Origin of the sequence: Clostridium estertheticum, from assembly GCF_011065935.2 — a bacterium.
GTDB classification, from domain to species: domain Bacteria; phylum Bacillota; class Clostridia; order Clostridiales; family Clostridiaceae; genus Clostridium_AD; species Clostridium_AD estertheticum_A.
Window position 1 is genome coordinate 4876515 of record NZ_JAAMNH020000001.1, and the last position, 20129, is coordinate 4896643.

A 20129-nucleotide genomic window follows, 5' to 3' on the forward strand; every position below is an offset into this window, starting at 1 on the left:
CTAATTTCTAAAAAACAGGGTTAAGTAACCCTGTTTTTTAACTTAAATTTAATCTTATTATTTAGTAAAGCCAATATTGTGCTGTTTAAAGTTTATTGTCATTTTAAGTGTAGCTGTTGCTTTTTCGCAATCTGTAATTTCTGGTGCAAGCCAGAAATTAATACAGTTACTATCCTTAACAGCAGCATAGCCTTCTAACCCTTTGTAATGTGCAGCAACTTGTGCTCTACATTCATCTGGCATGTCAAAAGTTGCATAGTCGCCAGGCTCTAATTGTAGATTTATTCCTTTCAAATACGCATTAAGAGTAGTTTCTAAGGTATTTAGCTTGCAATAGAACCATCTAGCCTCTGTAGTATTAGCTATTTCCTTACCATCTTTGTCATATAACTTCTTCTCATTATTATCTTTATCAAAAATCTTTATTGCCCCATATACGTCTAACTTAGCATCTAATTGTCCATCTCCGGTGATTTCAACATTAACATAATCAAATACTGCAGGAATTGTACCTTTATTATCAATTTTTGCTTCATAAAGAGCTAATGCACCTGGATACATGTTACTAAAGTTTATAGTTAGCTCTTTTTCAGTCTTCCCTTTAATTTCTGGCACTACGTAAGTATTTGTGTCTGGTGAGCAGACACCATTTACATAATAATATGTCTTTGTAGTAGGATAAGCCCCACTGTTATCAAATTGCACCTTAAGTTCTCCAGTTGATACTGTACTATTAACTGTTAATGCGTCAGTCCATGATGCATAACCAGCTCCTACTAGCATTGTAGTAACCATTGCAGCTGCTATTATAACTCTTGCTTTTTTCATAATTATTACCCCTCTCTTTTATGGAATTTATAATATAACAACAGTTGATATTAAAAGCAGGGTTATGTAGCCTTGCTTTTAATACTGAACTATATATATTTATTTTACATTATGTTGTTTCCAGTTTATTTGAATACCAAAGTCCATTGTTTTCTTTTGTAGATCCTGATATTCTCCTTTTGTTCCTAATGGAAGTTGAACATAAAAATTGTGTTTAAGGCCCTCACCACCAACACTATTCCCCAATGTTAGATATTGACCGGGTTCTAATCTAACATCTTTTAACATAGTATTTATAGTTGCTCCAAGATTTGTTAATTTACAGTGATCCCATGATAGATCTTTTACCAAACCATCGTTTTTATCATATATAGCGGCAACTAAAAATTCTACATCTAATGCATCTCTTAACGCATCTGGAGTTTTAAGATCATTATTAAATGTTACTACTGCATTGTCAAAAACTACAGGTATAGATCCTATATTATTCATTCTTGACCTTATACCCACTGCTGTACCAGGATACATATTTTCAACAGTAACTTCCATATTCTTATCTTCAATCTTTGCTAATGTTGGCTTGAAATACTTTGAATCTCCCTCGAACACCATTACTTCGCATTTAGACTTATCATATTGTACGTTTAATGACCCAGTAGTTACTGTACTTGTAACTTTTAATGCATCAGTCCATGATGCATAACCTGCTCCCACTAGCATTGTAGTAACCATTGCAGCTGCTATTATAACTCTTGTCTTTTTCATAATTATTACCCCTCTCTTTTGGGAATTTGTATTTTAATAAAAATCACCCGAACACATTAAAGGATTTCTATTTCTTAATTCCTAATATGTTAATTATAACTAATTAATTTTCTATTTTCTCACCTCAAAGGTTTACTTTTAATTGCTACTTTAGTATTACATACCCCTTTCTTGCATCACATTAAGTAGCTCCTGTTAGTTTAAAACATAAAAAAACAGGGCATCTCACCCTGTACTAAGCATTTAGAATTCCACCTTTTCCTTTGGTACACTATTTTTACTTTTAAATATTAATGTAGGCCACCCTATTTTAGGTATTACATAAATAACTTTTCCCTTTACATCTCCCGTTGGAACCAAATCTGAATCCGGACCTGAATTATTATCTCCTTTAGTTTTATATTTCAATTGTTTTTCCTCTTCTTTTATCTCTATAATTCTATGAAAAATATAAATACTATCTCTTTTAAACTGGATAACATCTCCCATTTTCACTTCGTTACCATCCATTTTTTTCACTAGCACCATATCTCCTGGTTGTATCATTGGCTTCATGCTCCCCGTTACTATAACCGATGGTTGTATTGGGAAAACTCCAACTACAAACCAAACCATAGCTATGGAGATAACACTTGTTAAAATCCATCCTAATGGGTTTTCCTTTTCTACATTTTTAATTTTGGGAGACTTTGACTGCCCTAAATATATATATTGAATAATCATTAAACTAAATACTGGACATAAAATTCCAATTAAAGCTGTTGTAATCCATCTTAGATCTGGCAAAATAGGGCAAATCCAAACCACTCCATTTAATATTCCTAGATAAATAATTGAAAGGGTTGGACCTCCAATAAAAACTAAATATGTTACTAATATGTTTTTTAACAATTCCGGAAGAAATATTTCTCCAATATATTGAAGAATTTCTATACTTTCTTTCAAACTACCTATTCTATTTAATGATAAATTTAAAAGTGTCATTAATATAGCTATTATTCCCATGGTTAAAATAGGATGTTTATTCGCTAGGTTATTAACTAAATATGCCCTTATTAATTCCCTTGCAATTAAAGCTGAGCCTAATACTATTACATTTTTCACTATTCCCAGGGGTGAGAAATCGTAAGGACTCTTACCAAAATGTTCTATTAATCCACCTAAAAAGGTGAATAATATATAAAAAACGGCTAAATAGCCTACCCACCACTTTAAATCATTTTGAAACCTTATTCTCCCCTTTGCTCTAACTCGTGGAAAAAGCCAAACTATAAATATCACTCCACCCCATATTAATGGCTTAATTATATAAGCAAAATAAGTACTGCTATTAATCTTAATAAAAGGCAGGTTTTCTAACAAATAAACACTTAACATTACGCAAAGCAGTAAAAGACACCTAGATTCTGATGTCCTTATTACTTTAGTTTTACAACTTTTCATCGCTTTTTCCCCCATTTTAACAGGTTCGTATTTTTACTTACTCCTACTACCTTCAAAACTTACTGATTCATATCATTGACACCCTTCTAAAATGTTTAAATTAATAATTACAATTTACATCGCTACTTTAGTATTAACCATAAATACTACCTGTGAACGGTGGTTTAGATTCAACTTATACAAAATATTACTAACATGTTTTTTAACAGTATGCTCTGATATAAATAGGGCACATGCTATTTCCCCATTGCTTAAACCTTTTCCAACTTCCTTTAGTACATCATTTTCTCTGTCTGTTAATTGATAAATTAAACTATTATTTAATACATCTTTCTGTTTTAAAATTTCAGGATCATAATATTTTTTTCCTCTACTGATTAACCTAATGGCATATAAAATATCTTCAGCAAAAGCTTCTTTTAGTATGTAACCATCTACGTCCATCTTCTCTGCCCTCTTAAAATCCTCCTGCGGAATAAATGAAGTTAATACTACAAATTTTGTTTTTAGATTCATTTTTTTACCCCTTAACACAATTTCTAGCCCATCCTCTGAGCCTAGTCTTAGGTCAACTATTGCTATTTCTATCTCCTCCTTTATTAGGATGAGCATTGCTTCTTCAATATTTGAAGCCTCTTTTATTTCATCAATACTTTTTTCATTAGTTAATATAGATATAATACCCTTTCTTACCAATGGATGGTCATCAACAATAACTAATTTCACACAACTTCCCCCTGTTCTTTATTTATTAATATAAAGTTTGGTAGCATTACCTTGATAGATGTGCCTATTTTAAATTTACTATCAATATTTATTTCCCCATTAAGATATTTAACTAAATTTAGCATATTTTTAATTCCTAGCCCAATTTCTTTATTATCTATTTTATTTTTCAAGTCAAACCCTATCCCATTATCTATTATCATTAGCTCTGTATACTGATCCTTTATATTGAGAGTTATTTCTACTTCATCACATTTTCCATGGTGAAGTGCATTACCAGTTCCTTCACATATAATTCTATATAATGCCTTTTTTAAATCACAGTTCATTAAATCTTGATTTCCACTTATATTAAAAGATATAATAGCATTATTTAGTTTTGATATATCATTTATATAATTTGTAATATCCTGTTGAAATGTATTACCTCCACCTTTTCTTGAGCTTAGCCCATATATAGTTTCTCTCAGTTCCTTCATTGCCTTATTTAGGGAATCATTTATTATGTTTAGTTGAATTTCCAATTTTTCTTCAGTAATAAGATTTAATTTTCCCTTCAACGTATGAGTTGCACAAGAAATACTAAATAGCCTTTGAGAAACACTATCATGAATTTCATTTGCAATACGATTTTGCTCTTCAGCTATTAATAGGTGGTTATTTATTTCTTCTAAATGTAATTTTTCAAAAACCATAGCACTTAATTCAGACAAAAACCTTAATTGGTCTATATTATCTTTATAAATCACTCTGTCTTCGTTATCATTTATTTCAATCCCTAGCACCCCATATTGCTTATGCGAATACTTGACAATAACTGCAGCAAATTTAAAATTGTTTATATAAAAGTTAATTGCTTTATTAGTATTACTTAAATTACCCCATTGTTTCTTTATTTCTTTTAGTAAATCGTCTTTATAGCTTTCAGTTAATTCGCCGTTAACATCTACTTCTAATTCTTCTTTATTAGATAGTGTGCAGAAAAATGTTAAGTTAGACTTCGTAATTTCCTTAGTATAATAGGTAATTATTTTTATCAATTTGCTTTTATCACTTTGGTTTATAAAAGAGTGCATCGCTTGATACAATGACATAATATGTTCAATTGATTCTTTTGTTCTTTCATTTGAGACTATTAAGCCATCATTAAGAAGATTCAATTTTTTACTTTCCTTGTTTAATTTTTTTGTTAATGTTGACAATAACTGTGCTAGCACAGTTATTAAAATTAAACTGAGTATAAGATTTGAATTATTAATAACCATCTCAAAAATACTTTTTTCTTCCTTGTTAAATATTGCAAATGATATGGCTGTAGAGAATATTAAATAACTTAATATGTTAGCCGTGCAATAGTATATATTTAAAAAATATATACTTATTAAAACAGTATTTAAAGAATACCAAATATATGGGCTCTTTAATCCACCCGTAGGTATCAAAATCATTATATTCCCTATAATTTCAATAATAATCAACATTTTAATCACATTTTTCATGTTTTGATTGTTTACATAAAGATGGTTTAAAATAATTGCTGAAATTGATAAACATACCACTACTATTAACTTATGTTCTAATGCTACTTGAAAATCACTAGCTAAATAAAATAAGGAAGTTAAAACCAGAGAAAAATACCTATATAAATAAATAATCTTCAACTCACCATTTAAAGTTTTTATTGTAAATTTTTTATCTAAGCCCTTATTAATCAAAACCATCGCCCCCACAAGCTAATTATATATTTAGATTATAAAACTTCTATTGTTTATTATTTCCATTTAATCTATATATATACACATTAAAAATTCTGCAAAAAAAACAACCTACATTATTAAATATCTTGTAGATTGGGTGGGTTGCACCATAGACTCAGTATGCTCTAGGTGCCCAAATATGGAGCATACTTCATTGTCCCCCTATTTATTTTTTTATTATATAATTGATAATATCAGTATATCATTTACATATTGTGGTGTAAATGGTTTTTAATTCATTTTTTTATTTATATTTATATAGAAATCAAATGTTTCATCTTATCTAAAAGAGTGGGTCCTTAGGCACAGGCTTTATGTCTTCGTATATATATTTATGAAGCTGGTCTACAGTAGCCTTCATATCCGCAACCAAATACCATATACTATCCATCATTTCACCTTTGCAATAGCCATCTAATGGAAATCTCTCTTGATCTATGGTGGTTATTTTAGACGTAAGGACTTTTGTACCAAGTTTTATTATGTCCATACTCTTCAGACTTGTTTCAGTGTAAGGTAGAAGCTTAGAAACAACAGATGGGAATTCTGTTATCCCTAAGGACTGAATTCTTGTAAGCATTGCGGATAAAACCGTCCTTTGCCTTTCAGTTCTTACAAAATCACCACCGGCAGTATAACGTATTCGTGAATACGCCACAGCTTGAAGTCCGTTTAAAGTCTGTGGTCCAGGTTTTGAAACCTGTGCAATTGATTTTTTCTCAATATTAGCAACCTCAGTCATATTTCCATTTATTAAACTAACTTCATCTGGTCTAACATCTATAGTTACCCCGCCCATTGCATCTATTATCTTTTCTAAATTAAAAAAATCAACAGTGACATAAGCTTTAATGTCTAAATTGAAATTCTCATTAAGAGTTCTAATAGCAAGTTGTGGTCCCCCGTAAGCATAAGCATGATTAATCTTTGTGTCTCCATGATTCACTATTTCTACATAGGTATCTCTCATAATGGAGGATATTTTTATTTTCTTGTGCCCTACGTCTATAGAGAGTATCATTATTGCATCTGAACGACTTGCTTCATCGGCAGCTCTTCTATCTACACCGAAGAAGGCAATATTTATTATTTCAATGCTCACTTCTTCTTTTATAGGAATTTCTTCTTTTAAAGATACTTCATTTATTGAGGTGGCTTCCTTTTTTAAAAGTACTTGGGGCTTAATACCTAGCTCCTCATCGGTTTGTATTATTTTAGTAGTATTTATTTGGCTAAGTTTATAGAAGGTGTAACTAAATGTTACGCTAACTGCTATTAATATAATAATAAATACACCTAAAATGAGCTTTATCCATGGTTTTAATTTCTTCGGCTTTTTACTTTCCATAATAAGTAGTATAAGTATTGCTAAAATTAATCCATTTTTTTTTACATCGTATCCCATTTTCATCACCCCCATTTTTAGTTTATGTCCTGCTTTCTTTCCCTATGCGATATTTAAGTAATTCCATTTTAAAATCAATAAATACCGCTATGATCCATAGCGGTATTTATTGATTTACCTATTTGTTTTTCTAATAAATATTTACTTGATTAGGATTATCATCATTATTCCGTTTTTTTCTTCTGCCCTTACTTTTGGGTTTGCTAATCTTTTCTTTTTCATAAGAATAATATTCATATCCATAGCCTCTAAATGACCTCTTATCTACTTTATTTAACACGGCTCCAATTATTGTAGCATTGATGTCTGATAATAATTGTTTTGATTTTTTACAAATTTCTATTTTTGATTCCTCAGAACTTATTACTAATATTACTCCAATTTTCTCAGTAGCTAAGGTAAGCGCATCTGTAAATGCAATTATTGGCGGAGTATCCAGTACTACATAATCATACACTTTTTCCATATCCTTAATAAAGTGCTTCATTTTTTGAGATGATAGTAACTCAGATGGATTATAATTAGCTTTTCCAGCAGTTAATAAATCAAATTTATCGCCAATACTTATTAAAATTTCCTCCACTTCCCCCCCCTGCAAAACTATATCCACTAAACCTGCTTCATTGTTAGTAACATTAAAGTGTCTATGTAAGCAAGGTTTCCTGAGATCACAGTCAATAAGTAAAATCCTTTTTCCCGTCTGTGCTATGGCAAAAGCAATATTTGTGGAAACTGAAGTCTTACCCTCTTTAGGAACTGAGCTACAAACCATTAAGGTCTTTACATCTCTGTTTTCCATAGAAAATAATAAATTAGTTCTCATGGTTTTAAATGCTTCTGTAACTGGAGATTTAGGATCTTTTTCTACAATAAGGTTCACCATTTTATTTTGTCTTGGAATTAATCCTATTAAAGGTAATTGTAAATATCGTTCTACGTCATCCTCGTTCTTAATTGTGTTATTTAGATATTCAGTCAAGAAAACTAGACCAAGTGATCCAATTAATCCTAGCATAAAACCCAAAGAAATATTCAATGTCTTATTAGGTGCTATAGGTGATTCAGGAGTTATAGCCTTGTCCATTATTTTTACACTTCCTGATGGTAAAAGTTTTTGAGATTCTTCAACAAAAGCCTGTGATAAAGCATTAGCTACTTCTGAGGCTATTTCTGGAGTTTTGCCTTTATAAGCTATATCTATTATTTGGGTACCCTCTTTAGGTGTAATCTCTACATTTAGCATAAATTCTTTAGAAAGTGTACCTAAATTTAATCTTACAACGGCATTTTCAGCTACTGCCCTTGATTTTCCAATTTGAACATAGGTTTTTATTAAATTCTGATACATCAATACTTCACCTTCAGTAATCTTATCTGTACTATCCTTTCCAACAATGACAGTACATTTAGCCTGATATACAGGTTTTAGTACATAAAAACTTAAAATACCAGTAGCAAGCATTGAACTAATTGTTATTAATAATATAAGAATAATCTTTTTTCTGATTATATTAAAAAGCTCTTTAAGTTCTACGTTATTTTCTTTTATCATAATATTCCTCCATTTAATTGTTAGTATCCATTGGGATTATTAACTTGAAAGCGCCAAGCATCACGGCACATATCTTCAATGCCTTTTTCAGGAACCCAATTTAATACTTCCCTTGCGTTAGTTGGATCAGCATAGCATTTATCTAGAATTTTCATTTCACCACCCCATTCATGTATCTGAAGCTTTATTTACTATACTTCTTCTATATAAATCAAAAAATATCTAGTCGTATATGTCTTATTAATCATTATATTAAGCAACTGCTGCAATATATCTATTGTGTTTGATTCATTTTTTCCAATTGTTGGGATGTCAACATTTTTGTTAAAATATCTCCCAATATAGTTGAGGAAGTTCCCTTAGTATATGAGAAAAACACCACATCCACATTAACCTCTTTAAATTCCATTTCAGCATTATTATATAGATTTGAGTTTTTCCAATCATCTCCTGCAAATATTACATCAAACTTCAACGTCTTCCAAGCTTTTAATTTATCCCTTGAAGTTAGTGGTATTACTTGATCAACATATATAATAGCTTTAACAATGGCCATTCGCTCCTCCAAAGGTATAATCGGTATTTTATGCTTATAACCTTGTACAACCTCATCTGTGTTTACCCCAACTATCAAATACTCACATTGTTCCTTAGCCTTTTTTAGTATATTCAAATGTCCTATATGAAACAAATCAAAGACGCCCGCTATAAAGCCTATTTTATACTTTTTCATAAAATTGACCTCCTAAATTTCTATTAAAGAAAAAATGATTGAAATTATAGATATCCTTTTGGGGCGAGCATTCCATCTACTGTAAGTAAAATACTCCGCTTGATATCTTTAAATATTACAGTTCTGCAAAACACTAAATAATAGAACATGTTTGATACTACAAAACACACAATCGCTTTAACTATTATTCCTACCCAGCCACTTAACGGAATGAAACTCAACGCTAAATAAGTAAACCAATAATTCAAAGATGTAATCAATAGATACCCGAAGTATTTCAGGAAATATTCTTTAGAAGATTTTTTAAACTTTTCCTTATAAATAAAGTATGGATCGATGATACCCATAGCGCAAAATCTAGCTATTGATGTTGCTATAAATACACCAAACAATCCAAATTTGTAGCCTAATAATATCGACAAAACGATATTAATTACAGTCGCAATTATGGGAGCAATTTTAGCTTGAACAAATAACCCCATTGTTGTTCGGTATGTAAATGGTACAAATTGTACCCCATTCACAAAAAAATGTAATGCCAAAGAAAAAATTACCAATTGAGATACTAAATATTCTTTGCCAATCCATAATTTAATAAACTCATTTAAAAACAATAACAATGCAATTGAACAAAAGCCATAAATCCATTCGGCTAAAAACAAGAATTTATTGAAAACAGCTTCTTGCTTTTCTTTTTCTGCACTTGCGTTTAAGTTTCCTAAACTGGCGGTGAATGCACCCATAATTTGATATATAATTGTTTGAATTGCTTCAATAATAAGAATATAATTAGATGCCACTCCAACTGCGTCAATACCTATTATAATAGAAATTATTATATTGTCAGTTCCATTAAGTATTATAGAACCAAATTTGTATACAAATAGTGCCTTCACATTAGTAAAAATCGTTTTATTTTCATAATGTTCTAATACTTTTGCATCCTTATCTAATAAATACGAATATAATTTATTTGATTTTCTCGACACTAAATAGTTGTTTAAAAACGTACATAAAATCATTATTATCAAAAATCCAATATAATTATGAGTTGAATATAGGAATACAATTTGTCCTATTACCTGGATGAAATGAAAAAATCTTTCATATACAATAACTATATAGTTTTTTTGGTATGCAGTTATAATGGATTTTTTATATGAAAAAAAGTATGATATTACAGTATTAGCCAAAAATAAGCAATATACTATTCTCAAATCTTCTTTAACTTGTGATTCACCCTTAATCATATAACTCAAAAATGGAATAACAAAAACACCAACAATAGCTATAATTATACCAATACTTCTATATGCCTTTTTATATAATTGCATCAATGATTTTATCTTCTCAGTATCATTATTAACTATTGGTTTATACATACTGAAAATTATAGCATCACCTATTCCCAATTCTGCAAAAGAAAGTATTGTTAATATGTTAGTAAATAGACCATTTACACCTAAATAACTTTTGCCTAATATTTGAATAAAAACTGTTCTCGCTAAAAAATCAAATAATATGCTTACAAATTGGAGCGTTGTACTAAATAGCATGTTACGAACAACATTCTCTGTTCTTGAATTGCTCATCTATTTCCTCTTTCAAATTAGTTGATATCAAAAATCAATCATATAATAAATTTAATACCTTTTAGCATTTATTCTTCTCGCTCTCCTTTATGATATTTCCGAGATCCTCTGATGTAACAAATTCTACATCCGGCCATTTTTTTAATATTTCCACAAGTAATCGTTGCAGCAATTGCAAATTTGTATCACGGTTTGATTCATCAATATATCCCACATAATTTAATCTATGAGAGCTTATTGTTGCTGGCTTTTTCCATTTGAATGAATTACTTATTTGCGCCAAGCATAAATCAACTTCATTAGTTCTATTTCCTAATGATGGCTCAAAGTAACAATTCCTAACTAAATATAATTGCTTATAGTTATTCTTTTCACCTATCATGTGTTTCTGCTTGTCAAAACAAGAATATCCTTGAACTGTCGGAACCAATTGATAACGAGCACCTTGAATATAATCTATCTTATGTTCTTTGAGTACCCTTTCAAGCGAACTATTCCACACATAGCAAGAAGCAACAAAGGACTTTGATTCATATCCAAAGATGTCGCGGAATAAGGATACTGCATCAGATACGATGGTTTCCAACTGTTCATCATATTCAACTCCATAATAATTAAAAGCGTCCATATAAGCGAATAAATTGTTATCTGAAAACGAGTTTCCACCGCTAATCATATTATGTTTAAACGCTAAATGTAGGTTTTTATCACCGTTCCGTAGGTCATGAATCCACTTAGTAATATTCATATGTTCTCTGCAATGAAGTTGAGGAAAAAAAACTTTATTTTCCATTCCATTTTTCCATAATTCAAAGCAATCTGCATGTTTTTCATATTTCTTTAGCGTTTCTGTAAACGGTTCAAAATAGTAATTCTCAAATTTTGATTCTCTAATTCTGTCGAAGTCAGGATTAGCTACCGCACAATTTGCTGTAATAACCGGAGGTTTTCCATTTTTATCTTTGAATCCAGATAGAACACCGAAAAGCAGTTCTAAATCATCTTCACTTGCTAATGCATCGTATCTTGTAAATGGATCTTTATCTATATTGTCCCCAGCTTCAATTAGCGCCTTATATGCTTTTGGAGTTGCAGTACGTATGCTACCCCAATCATCTGACTCAATAACAATATATTTTTTATCAGTTGACCATCCTTTAGAATTGTACCAATTTAACATGGCATATCGCCTGGCTTTTTTTAACGTCAAAATTAATTTTCTATTTATAATACTCATATAAATATCACCACCTATAGCTTATAAACATCTACTGGCTTAACACGCTTTTCTTCCGGAGGAAGATCCATATAATCACCGTAAATCTGCGTTAAGTAATCTGTATATTGTTTAGGTGCAAAAAACTCTTCACCCTCAAATTTTACTAAAATGGGGCTTCCGTAGACTCGCCTGTCTATTATTTGCTTTTTATATCCATATTTACTTACAGTACTACAAACTCGATTTGTTTCACAGTTTGAATATTTTGTCATAATCTCCTCACGTTTGTTCTGTAAGCATCTAAGAGGTATTACTTTCAAGAAAAAGCTTATTATTATCTTAATATGCTTTTTATAATTCAAAAGACCGTTTCGATAAACAGCATATAGTTTTAAACTTATCAATTTATCAATCCTTTTTAATTGTTTTTCGTGTTTCAAAGCGAGTTCATCATCGTCAGGAACATTATCTAGAGGGAAAATATCAATATAAGTATTTTTATTAAACTTCAAATGTTCTGTTGAATTGATTTTTACATATGTGCCTTTAATACATACCCTTGATAATGCAGGTGAGAAATCGATATCAGTATGGTAGTTCTGCAAAAATAATCCATTTTCTAATTTTGTTTTATAAATTTGAACAAACTTATCATATTCATCTCTCATCATCGCAATATCCATGTCATCATCCCATGGAATAAACCCACCATGACGAATTGCACCAAGCAAGGTTCCTCCTATCAAATAATATATAATGTTATTTTTACGGCAAAAACTATCAACCTCCATAAATGCATTCAATTGTAATTCTTGAAGTTCTTTTAAAGTAAGTTTTTGTATAATGTTCACCACCTAAATATATTATTGAATTTCAACCGTTTTATTAACATAGGATTTGACATCACTCATAATTTTAAGTGCCGATACTTTCTCTGAGTTTGATTCCATTATATATTTCTTGAAAACTAAATATAGCCAGAGGATATAAAAGAACTCATCAAAGTACAGCATGTCTAGCGCCATCCAAGGCAAAAATAACCCAATTAACATAACAAATTGGTATATACGATTTCCAAATGATAATTTATTTTTAATGCATATGCTATTCCACAGTTTCTTTATCCAAATGACAATTATACCCGAACCAACAATACCAATTTGGTATAGCATTTCAATTACAATATTATGTGTATCATTTAGAAATACTGATAGACGTATATTAGTTAACCCAATTCCAAATAGCAAAACCCAAATATCGTTGAAAATATAACTCAAGTAAGAGACCCATAAATCAGATCTTCCAGTAGTAAACGACGATGTTGTATTATCTGTCATATTAAAACGAACCAGATAGTAGTTAATTTGCTCTATAAAAACATTAGATAAAAATAAAAACAGTAACCCGGCAAATATACCCATCATTATAACGAACTTACTTGAAAATCTACCTTTGCCTATTAAAAATCCACATACCCAAACAATAATAATCAAAATTAAACAAATTATAAACATTTTTGATACAGACATCATTCCATAGTATATTAAAGCAAATACGCCAAGTATCTCTGCTACACCTTCAAGTTTGCTTTTACATTTTGATATCATTACAAGTAGACCGGAAATTGCTGCTAAGAAATGTACAGAATAAAAATTAGAATCTCCGTAAAAACCACTGAGCCTCGATAAACCAATGGCTCTCCACTCATAGACATCAATAAAAGAACGCATATTAGGATAATTCATTAGAATTTGTGATGTTGCACTTGCTGATATAGCTCCAACTGCAAAATAAACAATACAAGTCGGGAAATATATTTTGTCTACATAGACCCTTAAATATAGTGGAGTAAATAACATCATAAATAAAAACTGAAGATATTCTCCTGAAATGCTATAACCTAGACATAATTTAGTTGCCAAAGTTATGAATGTCAGCAAAAGAACAAGGATAATGTTATTAGTATCGATTATCCTTTTTTTATTTCCATTCTTAAGCATGAATACAAGGAATACTAGTGGAACAAAAAGTGTAAACATTGTAAATGAATCTGCGGATATCTTTAAGATAGGAGACCACGGCAAATAGAAAAGCATAATGGGAAGAAATAGTCTGCTTGGACTAAATAGTAAAATCAACGCAAAGCCAACAAGCGCTAAAATAGTAATAGCATTTATATCGTATGCATGACTAAATGATAGAATAGCAACATCTATTAAAGCCAATGCAAGTACTCTATTTTCCTTCTTGTCCTTCTGACTATTCATTGATAGCACCCTCCTCTAACATATTTTGAAACTGCATTAAAGAAGTTTTATTATTATACTTTTGCTTTAATAAATAACTCCTAACTTCATCAATTTTATATCTATTACATAAAATATACTGTAATGATTTCTCTATTCCCTCTACAGAGTTACCACAAACCCAACCAGCCTTAGCCTCAATTACCATCTCTTGTGTAGAAGTGGTCTCAGTTGCAAGTATTGGTAATCCCAAACATTTAGCTTCATCAAACACCATAGGTGCAGCTTCATGGAAAGAAGGTAATAAAAATAAATCTGCATTTTTCATGTACCTATAAGGGTTACCTTGATTACCATACATAATAATATTCTTTTCTAATTTTTTCGCTTTGATTATAGCTTTAACTTCAGATTCTAATGAACCTGTACCAACTATGTGCCAAAGTATGTTTCTCTTAGTTTCAAGTAGTTTTTCAATAACATTTATAGTTCTTATAATTCCCTTTTCTTCACTTATTCGTGATACAGTAACAATATTAAAATTACTTTTCTCATATATTATAGAATTTTCATTTGATTTACCTATTATTTTCTCATAATTATTACAGTTTAATACTGTAATAACGCTATTTTTAAGTTTTGGATTTGCAGATATAAATTTATCCTTGCATCTTTCAGACACTGTTGCTATAGTATCAAACTCCCCGTATAATAAACGATTTAGAGAATTATTCATGCCATAGCTCAAAAAGTCACAATGCACAAAGGTTATTTTCCTCTTAGCAGTAACCCTGTCTATTACAAAATTGTTGCAGCCACCATAAAATGTATTTTCATTGGGATCGTGCATAAAGGAAATAGCCACATCATAACCCTTCATTCTTCTTTGTGTATATAAAATAAGCTTTACTGGAAACACTCTATTAATGATTTTTGTATATATAACTGCTAACCCTCTAAATAAATAAAAACCCATACCAAGTTTTTTTGAATCTATTTGAGAAATGCCAAGTATTTTCACTAATTTATTACCCTCAATCACTTTTACTGAGGGCGGTATATCAGTCATATGTTTACCTGAGATACTAAACAAAAACAAATCTATATCAAATAATTTTTCTTTATCTAGTTCATATAATAAATTAACGAGGGCCCTCTGTATTCCACCTGTATCAAGATTATTGTTTACAATTAACAGCTTCTGTTTTCCATTCATAATAGCTCAACCCTTTCTTAAAAGCCTTCATTCCAGCATATTGCAACTTATAAGTCTCAATTTTCCCTAAATCTGTTCTATTAGCAAATTTCAATATAAAATACCATACCAATAAATGCTTTAATATTGGAAATGCTGTTTGAAGCCATGCACCATTATCATAAAAGTACTTTTCGTTAAAGCCTTCAAACCAAGTCGACGCACCATGATTTACAGACGCAATAGTGAATGGGTGAGAATATACTTTCAAATTCTTTTTTAATGCATCTCTTAAGAATAGATTATCTTCTCCTGCACAATACCTGCAACCCCCACCAAATAACTGTGAAAAATTCAAATTATATTTTAATATTGCTTCTTTTTTTATAACAAAGCTAAAGGTTCCATATCTCATAAAATTCCATAGCCTCACTTTAGTTATTTTATTTATATTGGGTGTACCTCGATTTGAATTTGTAAGACAATGAAAAATTATCATATCTGCATCTGGTAATCTACGGAATGCTTCAGCTACACCTTCTTCGTAACCGTCCATATAAATCATATCATCGTCGCTGAACATCAAAATATCTGCCGAACTATATAAAAGCCCTATATTTCTATTTTTACCAACACCTCTAGATCGGGTTGTAATCATTTTTACATTATAGTTATTGATATTTTCTTCATTATATTCATGACGGTCAGCTTGATTGGAAAAAATAGCATCTGTCTGAATATTCATTTCTTTATATTTTGACAAATCCGTTTGATGCATAGTAGCACATAAAACTTCAACTTTCATTTCGCACCCCTAATGAATTAATGTTTTTTTATTTAAATATTGTTATATTTGGTATTTTTTTCTTTTTCCCAAGACCTTTTATTTTCAATAGAAACCAATATAATTTCTTAGCTAAATCTTTAAGTGTAAACAGTATTGGTAATCTAGAAATCATAATGCAAGGGTAAGAAATTTTATCTGGACAAAATTTGTTTTTATAATCTCTTTCACCATACATATCAAAGTATTTATATCCTTTTTCTCTAAAATACTTTATTGCATACCAAATCATATATTCATTAGGTCTGTACGACTGAAACTCTCTGAAGCTTGCCCCTCCCCAAAAATAAAATCTTTGATTTAGTCCAACAAAAATTGATGTAGCTATACCTTTCCCTTCCGGATTTCTGACTCTTAAACATAATAATTGATTGTTGTTTAAACTATTAAATAAATCCAAGACTTTTGAAACACGGTAAGTAGGTACTAAATTTTGCTTTGCAAAAACCTCTTCTAGTTGTTCGTAATATTCTATTGCAAATTCTTCATCAGCTTCTGCTATTTCAATAATTGCTCCTCTTCTTTCAAATTGTCTTATAAGTCTCCCACAAGTGTCTTTAAAAACTTTCAAAAGCTCCTCATCCGTTTTATCAATATTTAGTTCTATAGATTTGCTGATAGTATAATGATATTTTGTATTTTTCAGTTGATTTTGTTCTATAAATCTATCTACAATTTGTATGTATAAGCACTTAAAATTTCTAAATAAAAATTTTGATACTGGTTCAATTAAATCTACTTTGTCGTAGCCATCCAATACATCGAAACCCATATAGCCAGTTGTCCAACCATCGAAAGGGCTACCAAATATTCTAATACCAAATCTTGAAAATAATAAACCTGTAAAGTAACCTACAAAATTTGAATTTTTAGTTATTCTAATAATTACTGGCTTTGCCTTTTGATTAATTTTAATGAAATCTAACCATTCCATAGTTGTAAATAAAACTTTATTTTCAAACCCATAATATTCTTCTATATTAACATCATCAATATCTATCACTTCAAATGAATACATTTCTTTATACCCTCCAAAATATTTTCCTTATGATTCTTTCTCCAAACCATATTATATCTAACCAGAGATTTTTAATATTTCCGATATATAAATCTTTTTCTCTACTATTATTAATATAATCTAGCAACTCACTTGCTGGCACAAACCACCCATCTTTACTAGATATAATGTCAATACAATTTTTAAACTCTTCATTGAGCGCTCCACCTTCCATTACAAACCCAAAAGCAAAATGAGTATAGACAATAGCACAACCATTTTGTTTCTCCAATTTATTAATATTTCTTTTGGATAGCAATTTTGTAATTGCTTTGCAATCAAACCCATCAGATGAGCTAAACCAATAGTTAGAATATGCTTCTTTAGATTTTTCTCTATAGGGCATTAATTTATCATAGCCAATAGTATTTAACTTTGAAAACACCCTATTTCTAGTATATTTTACATTTTGCTTTGCAAAATCCCCCCAAAAATATCTACTTTCTTTCTCATCACCTAAGGATTTTACTTGTTTCTGTATTGCAATTTTTTTTACCAGATTATATATGAAGTTAAAAGGGAAAGCAAACCTTTTACTATTCCAGTATAAATTGTCACTATTAAATGCGTGATTAATATGAAGCTTAGGATAATATCCTACAGTATCTTTAATTTTATCTAGTGCATACAGTACTTCAGCCCGAATGAAATTTCCAGAACCTGCACCATGAAATCCAATTTCGAAACCTTTGTTTGCTATATCTACTATAAAATCCTTGTAATCCTTGTCGGATAATGACTCACCACCAAATTCATCTCTTGAAGGTAATGACCATACAGTTTTCGATGTTAGTAATCCTGACTTATATAAATAATCATATACAGGTTTGACGTTGTAAACAGTAGCTTTATCCGTATCATCAATTATTGTAAATGCAAATTTTTTATTGTTTGGCCATTTTATCAATATATCACCCCTTTTATAAATATTATTCTTACATATATAAATCACTATTTTTGTTGCCTATTTAAAAACAATTTTATACAGTCAATTGGACTATTTAAAAATGACAATAAACTATAACTAATAAAATGAAAATGCCGTTTTCTTCGTATTTCAACAAAAGCTAAAACCGCGTAATGTCGCATAATAATGTATCGTTTTTCAGAACCAGTGAGGTTATTAAAAAACGACTTTTTATATTTAAATAATTCATTCTCACCCTTTATCATACTTTCACCGCTAGACAGTCCATCAGATTCAAAATGAATATAAGCTTTTAAATCACAGGCCGCTAAATAACTGAATTTACCTCCACCTGAAATTGCTCTTTGCATTAAGTAAAACTCATCACTTATATTTATTGGAGCAAAGCAGCCAACTTTTAAAAGGTATTCTCTTTTAAACATCAAAGAATCAGTACCAGTCATATGGTACATTAAATGATACTTTAACAAATCATTAGAATCATAACTTTTTATATAGCACCTACGTCTATATTCTAACAATTTATCATTTTCCCTATATAGCATTAAATCAGTTATGCAATAGTCCGACTTTTGTTCTAGCATATGCTTTACTTGATTTTCAATTTTATTGGGTAAATAAATATCATCATCATCAAGAAATGTTACATAATCACCCCTTGCATTTCTAATGCCAATATTTCTAGTTTCTCCAGAGCCCTTATTAAAATCATTTTTAATATATTTTATACTTTTGTTATATCCCGAAGAATCAACTATGCTTTTCGCCAAATCATTTTCAACTTCATTTGCATTATCATCTACAACAATTATTTCAACATTAGTATATGTCTGATGGTAAAGTGAATCTATTGCATTTTTCAGAGAATGTGAACGTTTATATGTCGCAATAATTACGCTTACTAAAGGATTTTTATCCATATCATTTCCTCACTTTTAAATTGTTAGGACTTTGATCTTTTTATTTACAAAAAATACAGAATTAGCTTCATGAGCAAATCTATCTCTACTGGATTTTTAAGAGAAGTTTGTCTACCTAAATTATCTCGCCCCATGTCCTGTAACTACCACTACTACAGTTTTTAATATTATATTTAGGTCCTTTGCAAAATTTTTCTCTTCAATATATTTCAAATCCCAATATAGCTTCTCTTTAGGAGTTATTTCATATCCTCCGTTAACCTGAGCAAGGCCTGTAAGACCAGGTTTAACTTTCAATCTATTTGTGAAGCCGGGAATAGTCTTTTCAAATTCATAAGTAAATACTGCTCTTTCTGGCCTAGGACCTACTATAGTCATATCCCCTTTTAATATATTATAAAGTTGAGGTAATTCATCTATTCTTGTCTTTCTTATAAACTTACCTATATTAGTTACTCTCTCATCATTTTTATCTGCCCATCGCGGTCCATTTTTTTCAGCATCACAGCTCATAGATCTTATCTTATATATAATGAAGGACTTTTCATCTTTTCCTAATCTTTCTTGTGAATATATAGGATTCCCCTTTGATTCTAAAAGGACAAAAACGCAAGTAATTACTGTAATAGGTATGGCAATTATAGATGCAATAATACATAAAATAATATCTGTAAATCTTTTAAAGAATTCATAGATTTCTTTGCTACTTCTGTAAACACTAGCAATCTCAACTTGTGTAACCATTAAACTTTCTTCTAATTCTTGCATTTATATTCCCCCCTTGTTTTCTTATAATATGCATAAATATTTTTATACTGAATCTCTATCTTCTATCTTATTCCCTCCCCCCCACCATTTATAACCAACTTTATAGCTTTCATTTATAAAAAAATAAAGACATAGGATTCGCTACCGCTAG

The 20129-nt window shown here is 30.1% G+C and carries 19 protein-coding genes and 1 riboswitch; all 19 genes read right to left on the reverse strand.

The genetic code is table 11. From position 1 onward, the window contains the following. Window positions 1-57: 57 nt before the first annotated feature. Window positions 58-828, reverse strand: coding sequence for a hypothetical protein (locus tag G9F72_RS23160; protein ID WP_164958135.1), 771 nt, complete (start codon window positions 826-828; stop codon window positions 58-60). Between the two features lie 99 nt (window positions 829-927). Then, window positions 928-1593, reverse strand: coding sequence for a hypothetical protein (locus G9F72_RS23165; protein ID WP_164958134.1), 666 nt, complete (start codon window positions 1591-1593; stop codon window positions 928-930). A gap of 243 nt (window positions 1594-1836) precedes the next feature. Further along, complete coding sequence (locus tag G9F72_RS23170) at window positions 1837-3036, reverse strand: signal peptidase I (RefSeq protein WP_164958133.1); 1200 nt, start codon at window positions 3034-3036, stop codon at window positions 1837-1839. A gap of 114 nt (window positions 3037-3150) precedes the next feature. Then, on the reverse strand, window positions 3151-3762 hold the full coding sequence (locus G9F72_RS23175) for a LuxR C-terminal-related transcriptional regulator (protein ID WP_164958132.1): 612 nt from the start codon (window positions 3760-3762) through the stop codon (window positions 3151-3153). Beyond that, a complete protein-coding gene (locus G9F72_RS23180; RefSeq protein WP_164958131.1) occupies window positions 3759-5477 on the reverse strand; it encodes a sensor histidine kinase in 1719 nt (572 codons plus the stop codon). The genes G9F72_RS23175 and G9F72_RS23180 overlap by 4 nt, the downstream gene beginning before the upstream one ends. 129 nt (window positions 5478-5606) lie before the next feature. Next, a riboswitch (cyclic di-GMP riboswitch) is annotated at window positions 5607-5690 on the reverse strand. Window positions 5691-5802: 112 nt separating this feature from the next. Beyond that, window positions 5803-6867, reverse strand: coding sequence for an LCP family protein (locus G9F72_RS23185; RefSeq protein ID WP_164958172.1), 1065 nt, complete (start codon window positions 6865-6867; stop codon window positions 5803-5805). A 187-nt stretch (window positions 6868-7054) separates the two neighbouring features. Next, a complete protein-coding gene (locus G9F72_RS23190) occupies window positions 7055-8476 on the reverse strand; it encodes a polysaccharide biosynthesis tyrosine autokinase (protein ID WP_164958130.1) in 1422 nt (473 codons plus the stop codon). Between the two features lie 20 nt (window positions 8477-8496). Beyond that, the gene (locus G9F72_RS23195; RefSeq protein WP_411955943.1) at window positions 8497-8631 is read right to left on the reverse strand and encodes a hypothetical protein; all 135 of its coding nucleotides are present in this window, start codon (window positions 8629-8631) and stop codon (window positions 8497-8499) included. Window positions 8632-8750: 119 nt separating this feature from the next. Further along, a complete protein-coding gene (locus G9F72_RS23200; RefSeq protein ID WP_164958128.1) occupies window positions 8751-9209 on the reverse strand; it encodes an adenylyltransferase/cytidyltransferase family protein in 459 nt (152 codons plus the stop codon). A gap of 44 nt (window positions 9210-9253) precedes the next feature. Continuing rightward, window positions 9254-10801 (reverse strand): lipopolysaccharide biosynthesis protein, encoded by a 1548-nt coding sequence (locus G9F72_RS23205; protein WP_164958126.1) that lies wholly within the window; start codon window positions 10799-10801, stop codon window positions 9254-9256. 61 nt (window positions 10802-10862) lie between these two features. Continuing rightward, window positions 10863-12038, reverse strand: coding sequence for a hypothetical protein (locus tag G9F72_RS23210; protein WP_164958125.1), 1176 nt, complete (start codon window positions 12036-12038; stop codon window positions 10863-10865). Window positions 12039-12052: 14 nt separating this feature from the next. Next, complete coding sequence (locus G9F72_RS23215) at window positions 12053-12874, reverse strand: phosphorylcholine transferase LicD (RefSeq protein WP_224676228.1); 822 nt, start codon at window positions 12872-12874, stop codon at window positions 12053-12055. A 9-nt stretch (window positions 12875-12883) separates the two neighbouring features. Next, on the reverse strand, window positions 12884-14287 hold the full coding sequence (locus tag G9F72_RS23220) for a hypothetical protein (RefSeq protein ID WP_164958122.1): 1404 nt from the start codon (window positions 14285-14287) through the stop codon (window positions 12884-12886). Further along, complete coding sequence (locus tag G9F72_RS23225) at window positions 14280-15482, reverse strand: glycosyltransferase (protein ID WP_164958120.1); 1203 nt, start codon at window positions 15480-15482, stop codon at window positions 14280-14282. Before G9F72_RS23225 ends, G9F72_RS23220 begins: the two co-directional genes overlap by 8 nt. Further along, complete coding sequence (locus G9F72_RS23230) at window positions 15445-16266, reverse strand: glycosyltransferase family A protein (RefSeq protein ID WP_164958118.1); 822 nt, start codon at window positions 16264-16266, stop codon at window positions 15445-15447. The genes G9F72_RS23225 and G9F72_RS23230 overlap by 38 nt, the downstream gene beginning before the upstream one ends. 28 nt (window positions 16267-16294) lie before the next feature. Further along, window positions 16295-17323: a GNAT family N-acetyltransferase gene (locus tag G9F72_RS23235; protein WP_164958116.1), complete on the reverse strand. Its 1029-nt coding sequence runs from the start codon at window positions 17321-17323 to the stop codon at window positions 16295-16297. 4 nt (window positions 17324-17327) lie between these two features. Further along, window positions 17328-18269 (reverse strand): hypothetical protein, encoded by a 942-nt coding sequence (locus tag G9F72_RS23240; protein WP_164958115.1) that lies wholly within the window; start codon window positions 18267-18269, stop codon window positions 17328-17330. A gap of 44 nt (window positions 18270-18313) precedes the next feature. Beyond that, entirely contained in the window at window positions 18314-19210 is an 897-nt protein-coding gene (locus tag G9F72_RS23245; protein ID WP_164958113.1) for a glycosyltransferase family 2 protein, read from the reverse strand. Window positions 19211-19330: 120 nt separating this feature from the next. Beyond that, window positions 19331-19978 (reverse strand): sugar transferase, encoded by a 648-nt coding sequence (locus G9F72_RS23250; RefSeq protein ID WP_164958112.1) that lies wholly within the window; start codon window positions 19976-19978, stop codon window positions 19331-19333. Window positions 19979-20129 lie beyond the last annotated feature (151 nt).